The 11,871-nt window shown below is 42.2% G+C and carries 11 protein-coding genes; 5 read left to right on the forward strand and 6 right to left on the reverse strand.

Going from position 1 to position 11,871, the window contains the following annotated elements; all coding sequences use genetic code 11:
• Positions 1–2: 2 nt before the first annotated feature.
• Positions 3–1,631 (reverse strand): acyl-CoA carboxylase subunit beta, encoded by a 1,629-nt coding sequence (locus tag ACZ41C_RS14155; protein ID WP_138258473.1) that lies wholly within the window; start codon positions 1,629–1,631, stop codon positions 3–5.
• Positions 1,632–1,704: 73 nt separating this feature from the next.
• Between ACZ41C_RS14155 and ACZ41C_RS14160 the strand changes: the two genes are divergently transcribed.
• From ACZ41C_RS14160 to ettA, 3 genes are all read left to right on the forward strand, one after another.
• Positions 1,705–2,679, forward strand: coding sequence for a Gfo/Idh/MocA family protein (locus ACZ41C_RS14160; protein ID WP_464562352.1), 975 nt, complete (start codon positions 1,705–1,707; stop codon positions 2,677–2,679).
• Between the two features lie 78 nt (positions 2,680–2,757).
• Complete coding sequence (locus ACZ41C_RS14165) at positions 2,758–2,934, forward strand: CAL67264 family membrane protein (protein ID WP_240042728.1); 177 nt, start codon at positions 2,758–2,760, stop codon at positions 2,932–2,934.
• Positions 2,935–3,114: 180 nt separating this feature from the next.
• The gene (gene ettA, locus ACZ41C_RS14170) at positions 3,115–4,806 is read left to right on the forward strand and encodes an energy-dependent translational throttle protein EttA (RefSeq protein ID WP_138258349.1); all 1,692 of its coding nucleotides are present in this window, start codon (positions 3,115–3,117) and stop codon (positions 4,804–4,806) included.
• Positions 4,807–4,869: 63 nt separating this feature from the next.
• On the opposite strand, the gene ACZ41C_RS14175 is transcribed toward ettA, so the two are convergent.
• The 4 genes from ACZ41C_RS14175 to ACZ41C_RS14190 form a co-directional block, all read right to left on the reverse strand.
• Complete coding sequence (locus ACZ41C_RS14175) at positions 4,870–6,255, reverse strand: M16 family metallopeptidase (protein WP_464562355.1); 1,386 nt, start codon at positions 6,253–6,255, stop codon at positions 4,870–4,872.
• Positions 6,255–7,661, reverse strand: coding sequence for a M16 family metallopeptidase (locus ACZ41C_RS14180; RefSeq protein ID WP_138258351.1), 1,407 nt, complete (start codon positions 7,659–7,661; stop codon positions 6,255–6,257). The genes ACZ41C_RS14175 and ACZ41C_RS14180 overlap by 1 nt, the downstream gene beginning before the upstream one ends.
• 72 nt (positions 7,662–7,733) lie before the next feature.
• The gene (locus tag ACZ41C_RS14185; protein ID WP_138258352.1) at positions 7,734–8,552 is read right to left on the reverse strand and encodes an MBL fold metallo-hydrolase; all 819 of its coding nucleotides are present in this window, start codon (positions 8,550–8,552) and stop codon (positions 7,734–7,736) included.
• A gap of 12 nt (positions 8,553–8,564) precedes the next feature.
• Positions 8,565–9,023 (reverse strand): GNAT family N-acetyltransferase, encoded by a 459-nt coding sequence (locus ACZ41C_RS14190; RefSeq protein ID WP_464562358.1) that lies wholly within the window; start codon positions 9,021–9,023, stop codon positions 8,565–8,567.
• A gap of 169 nt (positions 9,024–9,192) precedes the next feature.
• Here ACZ41C_RS14190 and ACZ41C_RS14195 point away from each other — a divergent pair, with 169 nt between their 5' ends.
• The gene (locus tag ACZ41C_RS14195) at positions 9,193–10,080 is read left to right on the forward strand and encodes a hypothetical protein (protein WP_138258354.1); all 888 of its coding nucleotides are present in this window, start codon (positions 9,193–9,195) and stop codon (positions 10,078–10,080) included.
• Between the two features lie 74 nt (positions 10,081–10,154).
• On the opposite strand, the gene fumC is transcribed toward ACZ41C_RS14195, so the two are convergent.
• Entirely contained in the window at positions 10,155–11,552 is a 1,398-nt protein-coding gene (gene fumC / locus ACZ41C_RS14200; RefSeq protein ID WP_464562360.1) for a class II fumarate hydratase, read from the reverse strand.
• Positions 11,553–11,689: 137 nt separating this feature from the next.
• On the opposite strand from fumC, the gene ACZ41C_RS14205 reads away from it, so the two are divergent.
• Positions 11,690–11,863, forward strand: a complete 174-nt coding sequence (locus tag ACZ41C_RS14205; RefSeq protein ID WP_162850213.1) for a hypothetical protein — start codon at positions 11,690–11,692, stop codon at positions 11,861–11,863.
• Positions 11,864–11,871 lie beyond the last annotated feature (8 nt).

The following is an 11,871-nucleotide window of genomic DNA, read 5'->3' on the forward strand; positions in this document are numbered from 1 at the left end:
CCTTAAACCTGCAACAAACCCATATTAAATGGTTTTTCAATAGGCGCATGATTGGCAGCCTCAATGCCCATGGATATCCATTTACGTGTGTCTTTTGGGTCTATAACGGCATCGGTCCAGAGACGTGAAGCAGCGTAATACGGTGACACCTGATCATCATAGCGCTTCTTTATTTTGTCGAATAAGGCTTTCTCCTTTTTCTCGGTGATTGTTTCGCCTTTCTTTTTTAAGGAGGCCGTTTCAATTTGCAGTAATACCTTTGCTGCTGAATTACCGCTCATTACCGCCAATTCCGCACTGGGCCAGGCTACGATCAATCTGGGGTCGTAAGCTTTTCCGCACATGGCATAATTACCGGCACCGTAGCTGTTTCCAATAACGACCGTAAATTTTGGTACGATGGAATTACTGACGGCATTCACCATTTTTGCCCCGTCCTTTATAATGCCTCCGTGCTCACTCTTGCTGCCCACCATAAATCCGGTAACATCCTGTAGAAACACCAAGGGTATTTTTTTCTGGTTGCAATTGGCGATAAATCGGGTGGCTTTATCTGCAGAATCGGAATAGATGACGCCCCCAAACTGCATTTCACCCTTTCCGTTTTTCACCACCTTGCGTTGGTTGGCAACAATACCTACGGCCCACCCGTCAATTCGGGCATAGCCTGTAATAATGGTCTGTCCGTAGCCATCCTTGTACGGTTCAAATTGAGAATCGTCCACCAATCGCTTGATGATTTCCATCATATCATATTGCTCGGTTCTGGAACCGGGTAGTATTCCATAAATATCTTCAGGGTTTTCTTTTGGTTTTATAGCTTTGGAACGGTTGAATCCGGCCAGTGGAAAATCCCCAATTTTGTCCATGATGTTCTTGATGGTATCCAAGGCATCCTTATCGTCCTTGGATTTGTAATCGGTAACCCCACTAATTTCGCAATGTGTCGTAGCACCTCCCAAGGTTTCGTTATCGATACTCTCCCCAATGGCCGCCTTTACCAAGTAGCTACCGGCTAGAAAAATACTTCCTGTTTTGTCAACAATTAAGGCTTCATCGCTCATGATGGGCAAATACGCGCCACCGGCCACACAGCTGCCCATAACGGCCGATATCTGGGTAATACCCATGCTGCTCATGATCGCATTGTTCCTGAAGATGCGCCCAAAGTGTTCTTTATCGGGAAAAATTTCATCCTGCATGGGCAAATAAACCCCTGCGCTATCTACCAAATAAATAATAGGAAGTTTATTCTCTATGGCTATTTCCTGAGCCCGAAGGTTTTTCTTGGCAGTAATGGGAAACCATGCTCCGGCCTTTACCGTTGCATCATTGGCGACCACGATGCATAGTATCTTCTTTATATATCCGATGGTGACTATGACCCCACCTGAAGGGCATCCTCCATGTTCCTCGTACATGCCTTCCCCGGCAAATGCTCCAATTTCAATCTGTTCGGATTTTGGATCTAATAAATAGGCAATTCGCTCTCGAGCGGTTAATTTTCCCTGTTCGTGTTGTTTTGCAATTTTCGCATTTCCGCCGCCAAGTTGAACCTGGGCAAGCTTTTTCCGTAATTCGGATAATAGGAGTTTATTTTTATCCTCGTTTTGATTGAATTTAAGGTCCATTCTGTCCGTTTTCATTTCTTAGGCTAAAGATAAGGAGTTAAATTTGGGTAAATTGTAAACAAAATATAAAAGTATGGTAAGATGGGGTATTGTAGGTGCCGGTAAAATAGCACATTCGTTTTCAAAGGATTTAGTCTTGGTTTCCGGAGGTAAACTTACAGCTGTAGGTTCTAGAAGTCTTGAAAGGGCTAAGAAATTTGCTGACGAATATGGGGCTCCCCATGTATTTGGGAGTTATGATGCTCTTTTTGAAAGTGATACGGTTGACGTTATATATATCGCTACGCCGCATACGTATCATGCCGAGGTGGCCATCAGTGCAATGGAGGCAGGTAAACATGTACTTTGTGAAAAGCCTATGGGTGTTAACAAGTCGGAAGTAGAGCGAATGATAGAAGCTGCCAAAAAGAACAAGGTATTCTTAATGGAGGCCCTTTGGTCCCGATTCAACCCCACTATAAATGCCGTTAAGGAACTTGTTGACTCAGGTGAGATAGGGGATGTTGGATACCTATATTCAGATTTTGCATTTTATGCCTTAGATCGCGATGAAAAGGGACGATTGCTCAATCCTGAATTGGCCGGCGGTTCTTTATTGGATATAGGCATATACCCAATTTTTTTAGCATATTTAATGCTTGGAATGCCTGCCGATATCTTGGCGAAAGTTCATTTTCATGAAACGGGTGTAGAAAAACAATGTAGTATGATTTTCGACTATCACAATGCACACGCTATGTTATATAGCGGACTAACTTCCGACTCAGAAATGAAAAGTGAAATTTCGGGAAACAAAGGGTCGGTTTTTATCAATCCAAGGTGGCACGAAGCTACCAGTTACACGTTGGTCAAGGATGGGGAAACAAAGACCTTGGAATTACCTAAAATAGGGAAGGGATATGCACATGAAATCGAAGAAGTACATAAGTGTTTACAAGCCGGCAAGTTGGAAAGCGATTTATGGAGCCATCAAAATAGTTTGGACCTGATTTATTTGATGGATACCATACGACAGAAAACAGACATTAAATTCCCTTTTGAATTATAATAATCAGATTTAAAATTGGAAAGGCATATTAAAAATTACGATATTTGATGTTCGCTTAAAACTTAAGGAAAGATGGGAATGAACAAGAACACTGTGTTGGCATGGGCCACTTTTATCATGATTTTGGTCGGGTTGATTTTAATAGCTCTTGGAGCTTTTCGATATAATGAAGTTGCAGGATGGGGCTTTGCTTCGGTCGGCATAGGATTTTTTGCCATTGCCTGGGTTTTTAATGCCCTAAAAGGAAGGGTTTAGGTTTACATGTGATGAGTTAAGAGTTCAAAGTTCTGAGTTTTATTTTTTTTGAAAAAAGCAAAAAGCTAATGTATACAACTGTTTTTTCTTTAGCCAACAACCAACAACCAACAACCAACAACCAACAACCAACAACTAACAACGACTTACTATTCACTAACAACTAACTTATAGATTTTTATGTCTGACGATAAGAAGGTCATTTTCTCAATGTCCGGTGTGACCAAAACGTTCAAAACGGCCAATACTCCTGTTTTAAAGGATATTTACTTGAGTTTCTTTTACGGTGCCAAAATCGGGATTTTGGGACTTAATGGTTCCGGAAAATCCACGTTGCTTAAAATCATCGCCGGCAAGGACAAGAATTTCCAGGGGGATGTGGTCTTTTCACCAGGTTACAATGTGGGTTATTTGGAACAGGAACCTGAATTGGACGATAACAAGACCGTCTTGGAAGTGGTAAAGGAAGGTGTAGCGGAAACGGTGGCTATTCTGGATGAATATAATAAAATCAACGACATGTTCGGCCTTCCAGAGGTGTATGAGGACGCCGATAAAATGCAGAAGTTGATGGACAAGCAGGCCGCACTTCAGGATAAGATAGATGCTTCCAACGCTTGGGAATTGGACACCAAGCTGGAGATTGCCATGGATGCACTCAGAACCCCTGAGGGCGATAAGAAAATAGGAGTATTGTCAGGAGGGGAAAGAAGAAGGGTAGCGCTGTGCCGATTGCTGCTTCAGGAACCCGAAATTCTTTTGTTGGATGAGCCTACCAACCATTTGGATGCAGAATCCGTACACTGGTTGGAACATCATTTGGCCCAATATAAAGGTACGGTCATTGCCGTGACCCACGACCGATATTTCTTGGACAATGTGGCCGGTTGGATCTTGGAATTGGATAGGGGGGAAGGTATCCCTTGGAAAGGAAACTATTCCTCTTGGTTGGATCAAAAATCAAAACGCTTGGCCCAAGAAAGCAAAACGGCCTCCAAACGCCAGAAGACCCTGGAGCGAGAGTTGGAATGGGTACGGCAAGGTGTTAAGGGCAGACAGACCAAACAGAAGGCCCGACTCAATAATTACGATAAGTTGATGAGCCAGGACCAAAAACAACTGGACGAGAAACTAGAAATCTATATTCCCAATGGCCCTCGTTTGGGAACGAATGTGATTGAAGCAAAAGGTGTTAGCAAGGCATATGGCGACAAACTATTATATGAAGATCTAAACTTTAGGTTACCGCAAGCCGGAATTGTGGGAATCATAGGTCCCAACGGAGCAGGTAAGACCACCATTTTTAGGATGATAATGGGTGAGGAAACCCCTGATAAAGGTGAATTTGTGGTTGGCGATACTGCAAAGATTGCCTACGTGGATCAAAGTCATTCCAATATTGACCCCGAAAAAACTATCTGGCAAAATTTCAGTGACGAGCAGGAATTGATCATGATGGGGGGAAGACAGGTAAATTCTAGGGCCTATTTAAGTCGGTTCAACTTTTCCGGAAGCGAACAGAACAAAAAGGTAAACATGTTGTCCGGTGGGGAACGAAACCGACTGCACTTGGCCATGACCCTCAAAGAGGAAGGAAACGTGCTGTTGTTGGATGAACCTACGAACGATTTGGATGTAAATACCTTAAGGGCCTTGGAAGAAGGTTTGGAGAACTTTGCAGGTTGTGCCGTGGTGATATCCCACGATAGGTGGTTCCTAGACCGTATCTGTACCCACATCCTGGCCTTTGAAGGGAACTCACAGGTTTATTTCTTTGAAGGTTCCTTTTCTGATTATGAGGAAAATAAGAAGAAACGACTTGGAGGTGATTTAATGCCGAAGCGAATCAAGTATAAAAAATTGATTCGTTAGAACTCTCATTGACATACTTATTTAAGACCTGTCAGGTTTTCAAAACCTGACAGGTCTATTTTGTTACTTCTTCAACGGTTTTTGAACCGTTTCCATCACTTGGTCCTGTATTTTGGCCTTATCTCCTACGACGATCAAGGTCATATTTTCCGGCTTGATATACTTTTGGGTCATTTCCTGTACCTTTTCAGGGGTAATGGCATGCATGTTCTGAACTTTATTGGTCAAAAAGGACTCGTCAAGATCGTGCGTATCCAAAAATATCAATTGGCCAATGATACCATTGGGTGTTGAGTTCTGAAGCACGTAGATACCGGACTCATAATTAATGATACCATCCAATTCTTCCTGGGTTGGGGGTTCATCCTGCAAGCGTTTGATTTCTTTTTGTATTTCGGCCAAGGAAGCACCTGTGTGTTCGGTAGTTACATCCGCGGATTCGTACCAAACGCCACTCTTGTAATTGGTGTCCAAACTACTATAAGGTGAATACGTATATCCCTTGTCCTCACGGATATTGCTTGTTATCCTGGAAGCAAAGGAACCTCCCAGAATGGAATTGGTAACATCCAATGCCACAAAATCGGCATCCGAAGGGCCAACCGTGGGGAGTCCATAGTATATGGTAGATTGGGGAGCATCGGGTCTGTCAATGATTTTTATCTCATTGGCGGTTACGGGTTCCGCCACGTTGTATTGGGCCTCCGTACCTTTTTTCCAATCGCCCAAGGCACTTTCCACCGCTGTTTTGACTTCATCGGCGTTAAAATTACCGGCCACATAGACCGTAGTCCTCAAGGCACCAAAATGGTTGTCATAAAAGGACTTAATATCGGCAACGGTATAGGAATCTATCAATTCATCCGTTGGATATACCCTTCCGTACGGATGGTTAGGGTAAATTGTAGCGTAAAAGTCCCTGTTTGCCTGTGCCTGGGGTCGGGATAATTGTACCGAAAGGTCCCGTTTCATGTTATCCTTTAACCTGTCCAGTTCACTTTCCGGGAATTTAGGGTTTCGAAGGACATCGGCCATTACTTTTATCGCTTCCGGGGCGAATTCATACAGTACGGAACTGCTTATGGACGAAGTGTGTAACCCAACGCCAATGTTCAGGTTTCCACCCATTCCAGCCATTTCGTCGGCAATTTGCTTGCTCGTTTTCGTGATGCTTCCCTCCTCCAGCAAATCGGCCAAAAGATCGCTCAACCAGACCTGGTTTTCGTTCTCATCGATATTCCCAGTCTTTATACTGAAGCGGATCGTAGCTTTTGGAATAGATCCGTATGGAATCATTACCAGTTCTAGTCCGTTGTCAAAGGAAACAATTTCTTTTTTAGGTAAGGTGAAATTTTTAGGTTCGCCTCCTTTTGGGGGCATCTCTTTTTCCTGTGCCCAAACTCCCATGGAGAATGTTAATGCAACAATAAATAAAATGGAACGCTTCATTAGGATTGTGTTTTATCGTTATCTGCCAAAAGGGGATTTACCCTTAGCACGGTTCTATTTGTTTTGGTCAAAAATTCGTCAATGGTTTTCTTGACGATTTCTGGGGTAATTTCCTTAAAGGAATCCTCCAAGGTATTTATCCTTTGAGGGTTGTCATCAAATAATGCAAAGGAAGCAAGTAGGTCTGCACGGCCCAAACCAAAAGTTCCGCCAATGTCATCATAGAGTTGTGACCTGATTTTAACGATGGCCCGATCTATTGTGGGTTGGTCTATGGAATCCTTTAGTCCGTTCATGACTTCATCAATGGCCATCAAAATTTCTTCTTCCGATGTATCCGTATCATAGGTAAGGTCGTACATCCAAAGCATGGGACCTTGGTAATTGAACATATTGCCCAAGTAGTTGATGCCGCCGCTCACGTTTGACGTAAACCCTTTTTCCTTTTCCAGTTTTTGGGCCAAAAGGCTGTTGTCTCCCTGAACCAAAATTTGGTCCAAAAGGCCCATGGCAAAATATTCCGGCGAGTTTCTTTCCGGCATATGATAGGCTAGGGCTATGGCCGGTTTATTGGCCAAGGGATCATCCTTTACAAAGGTTTTTTCCTCCGTTTGTTTTGGCTCTGAAATATCCGGTTTTGCTGGTAGATCCGATGCAGGAATATCTCCAAAATATTTTTGAATCCAAGCCTTGGTCTCTTCTGTTTCAAAATCACCCACCACGGAAAGTGCCGCATTGTTGGGAGCGTAATAGGTCTTAAAGAAACTCGATACATCTTCCAGATTGGCGGCGTCCAAATCTTCCAGGTCCCCATAAAAGTTGTGTGCATTGTACCAATTCGAATTGGCATATTGTGGCATATCCAACCATGGGAATCCGCCATACGGCTGATTTAGAACGTTTACTTTCACCTCGTTTTTTACCACACCTTGTTGGTTGGTCAGGTTTTCCTGGGTGATGTCCAAACCTCGCATTCGGTCCGCTTCTGCCCATAGCATGGTCTCCAATTTATGGGAAGGGACAATTTCAAAGTAGTTGGTAAAGTCAAATCTGGTTGAACCGTTAAGGACGCCTCCGTTTTCCTGAACGAGTTTTATGAATTCCATTTTCCCCAAATTTTTGGAGCCTTGGAACATCATGTGTTCAAAAAGGTGGGCGAATCCGGTCCTATCCTTCGGTTCTATCCGAAACCCGATGTTGTAGTACACCGCCACGATGGCTGTTGGCGAGGTTTTGTCCTGCGAAAGGATTACCTTGAGTCCGTTGTCCAAGGTGTAATATTCTACGGGTACCTTGAATTGTGCCATTTTCTGACTATCGGCATCCTTCTTTTCTTCTTGATTTTGACAACCAAGTATGCAAAGAAATAATACAGGAAGTAGAAACATTCCGAATTTTAATTTCATACAGTTTTATTTTAGTCGATTAAACAATTTTCATTTAGTAAGACTCATTTCTTACTGTGATGTTACATTTTATCAATATTCTTCATTTGGGTACCAATCCAATTGGACCACTTCAATATCGGCATTGCCGGCGTTTACCAGTTCCTTGAATTTTGAAACATCGCTTACATCTGGTCTGCCCCTGTAATGATAAGGGTAAACTTCTGCTGGTTTAAAATCCAAAACGGCCGAGGCGGCATTCTCCACCGTCATCGTATACGGCAGGTTCATACAAACAAAGGCCTTATCTATATTTTGAAGGTTTCGCATTTCAGGAATGTCCTCAGTGTCCCCGGAAAAATAAACGCGTTCATCCCCCAAGGTGAGGACATAACCGTTGCCCCTACCTTTTACATGAAAATCCTTGGCCTCTTCTCGCAAGTTGTACATGGGGATTGCCTCAATTTTTATACCTTCCAGCGCTGCAGTTTCACCGTTATTCAAAATTTTCAACTGTGGATGGAATGCTTCCGGAAGTTGGTCGGCTACGGCTTGCGGGACTACGATGGCAACATTGTCCGTATTCAGTTCCTGTAAGGTTTCCACATTGAGATGGTCGCCATGGATATCGGTTATTAATAGTAGATTAGGCTCATTTTGACCTTCAAAAGCTTTCGCCCCTCCGGTAGGGTCCACATAAATGGTGACACCGTTCCATTCGAGTACTGTTGTGGCGTGTTCAATAGGGACAACCTTTAAATTGTCCAATACTTGGGATGGAGATTGGGGTGGAATGTTTGCTTCAGAATTGTATGCTGGTACAGCATCAACATCTTTCCCTTTCTTGTCCTTACAAGAAAACAAAAGGGTTGCCGAAAAAAATAGTATCGTAAGTAAATTTCTCTTTTTCATAATATGATTTAATTAAAGTAATAGTTCCATTTTTATATCGGATCGTGCATAGGGAGAATTGTTTTCCAGAATCACTTCCCTAAACCCAAACTTTCTGTATATGTGAAGCGCCGGATTCAGTTTGGTGCTGGAATATAGTTCAATACGCTCCCATTGGTTACGCTTTCCCAAAGCGATGGCGTGCGCCAACATCCGTTGGCCGATTTTTAAACTTTGGTATTCCATATCCACCGCCATTTTTCCCAATTCGTAGATTCCGGCCCCCTTTTTCAATAGGGAGTAGCAGCTCACGGGTTTTTGGTTCCAAAGACCTATGAATATGAGTCCTCCTTTATCCAGGATATGTGTCTGACAATCGTTGAGAAGTTCATGGTCTTTATCCTCCACATAAAAAAATCGCTCTAGCCATGCCAGATTTAAGTCCCTAAAAATATCCTTGTATTTCGGCTCAAAAGCAATGATTTCCAGCATTATATTTGGAATCGTGGTATGCTTAAAAGTATTAAAAGTACATAGTCTTTGAAAACGGATTTAAAATTATTTAACATTAAAAAATCTAAAATCCGCATCCGTACGTATATAGAGTGATACAAACAAACACTTTAGTTGAAAATCAACAAGATTAATTAAATATTACATTATGACCGAAACAAAAAATAACAATGGTTTGAAAGTCCTAGCGGCTTTATTGGGTGTAGTGCTCTTAGGTACTATTATCTACACTGTAAGTCTTTATCAGGATAAGAAAAAGACTGAAACCGTTCTAACCAAGGAGAAGGAATTGGTGGTTGAGGACTTGAATAGCTTAAAATCCGAATACGATAAGGCTATTTTAGAAAGTAACGCTACCAATGAGGAATTGGTTACGGCTAGGGATAATATTGCAAAATATATCGATTCCGTAAAAACAATGAAAGCCGATATTTCCGCTTTGTCAAGATATAGAAGACAAGTGGATGTACTTAAGGCCGAAAGAGAGCAATTGTTGAAACAAGTGGATTCTTTAACCCGATCCAACACGATGATTGCCATGCAACGTGACAGTACGTATGTTGAGTTGGAAAAACAAACAGTTTTCAATGATTCTTTGGTTGTGCAGAACACGCAACTGGCCGATGCCGTTGCCAAAGGTTCCGCTTTGAATCTTTCAAAATTTAATGTAGATGCCGTAAAAGAGCGTAATAGTGGTAAATTGGTCTCAACGCAAAGAGCCAGGGCTACTGATAAATTTAAGATCTGTTTCACGGTTGCCGATAACGTTATCGCCCAAGCCGGTGATAGGGAATTTTATTTAGAGGTATTGGATCCCCAAGGAAATGTTATGGGCGAAAGTTTCTCCAAGACAAACGATGAAGGTGCTTCCATTACTTACAGTAAGGCTACGGAATTCTATTACGAAAACAAGGCTTTGGATGTTTGTGATTACATTAACAAACCAGCTAGTGATTTCCAAGATGGAAACTATATGGTGAATGTGTATGATGATAAGCTTAAATTATTGGGAACTTCCAAGTTCGCTTTAAAATAATAGAACACTATCCATTACATATATAAAAAGGGCGGTCTTTCGTAGACCGCCCTTTTCATTTTCTACAACAATTTTTATTTAAGACTTCCTACCATATCTTCAGGTTTTACCCATTCATCATATTCTTCGGCGGTTACATAACCTAGATTCACGGCTTCCTCTTTTAAGGTGGTTCCGTTTTTGTGGGCCGTATTCGCTATTTCGGCCGCTTTGTAATATCCTATCTTTGTGTTCAAGGCTGTAACCAACATCAAGGAGTTGTTCAAGAGTTGCTTGATGACACTACGATTCGGCTCAATGCCAGAGGCACAGTGTTCCTCAAAACTTATGCAGGCATCCCCCAATAGTTGGGCGGACTGTAAAATATTCGCCGCCATCATTGGCTTGAATACGTTCAATTCATAATGTCCTTGTGTACCTCCAACCCCAATGGCAACATCGTTGCCCATTACTTGGGCACATACCATGGTCATTGCCTCACATTGTGTAGGGTTTACCTTGCCCGGCATAATAGAACTACCTGGTTCGTTCGCCGGAATGATTATTTCCCCTATTCCCGATCTTGGTCCCGATGCCATCATTCGTATGTCGTTTGCAATTTTGTTCAACGAAACCGCCAATTGCTTCAGTGCCCCATGGCTCTCAACAATAGCGTCGTGTGCGGCCAGGGCCTCAAATTTGTTTTCTGCGGTTTTAAAGGGTAAACTGGTAAAATCTGCAATGTATTTGGCTACTAGTACGTCATAGCCTTCGGGTGTGTTCAGTCCGGTACCAACGGCGGTTCCTCCCAAGGCAAGTTCGCTCAAGTGGTCCAAGGTGTTGTGCAATGCCTTTAGCCCATGGTCCAATTGGGAAACATATCCTGAAAATTCCTGCCCAAGGGTTAGGGGAGTGGCATCCATCAAATGTGTCCGACCAATTTTAACAACATCCTTAAATTCCTTTGCTTTTTTATCCAAGGTATCCCTTAATCGCTTTACTCCGGGAACGGTTACCTCCACGATTTTTTTATACGCCGCAATGTGCATGCCCGTTGGGAAGGTATCGTTTGAAGATTGGGATTTATTGACATCATCGTTGGGTTGAATGGTCTTTTCACCTTCCCCGATGACCTTTCCCGCAATTTCATGGGCCCTGTTGGCAATCACTTCGTTCACGTTCATATTACTTTGGGTGCCAGAACCTGTTTGCCAAATTACCAATGGAAATTGTTCATCATGTTTACCAGCCAAAATTTCATCACAGACTTGGGAAATTAGGTCTCTTTTTGCTTCGGACAATACGCCTAACTCGCAATTGGCATATGCGGCCGACTTTTTCAAATACGCAAAACCGTAAACTATATCCAATGGCATGGATGCCGAAGGTCCAATTTTAAAATTATTACGGGAACGTTCCGTTTGTGCCCCCCAATACTTATCCTTGGGCACTTGTACTTCGCCCATAGTGTCTTTTTCTATTCTGTAATTCATGATGTTAAATATTTTGAATAACAAATTTAGGGGTTTGCCCAATTTTTTGGACTTCAATGCCTATTAAATATTTTTTTAAGTTTGACTTGGAAAATGTATCATTTTCAAAGTATCTTTGGAACATAAAACGAAGTATCATGTTTGAATTTGACCAATATTTAGGATTTCTAGCTTTTTTGACCATACTTACCATAGGATTTTGGTTAATGATATTCTTGTTGACTTTTGTAGTACCATATTGGTTGTTTGGAAATATTCGTGAGCTTTTGAAGGAAAGACGTGAAAAGAAAAAAGCCGCAAGACAGGCTTAAAATATAGT

It is taken from the genome of Maribacter sp. C-4077 (genome assembly GCF_055378385.1).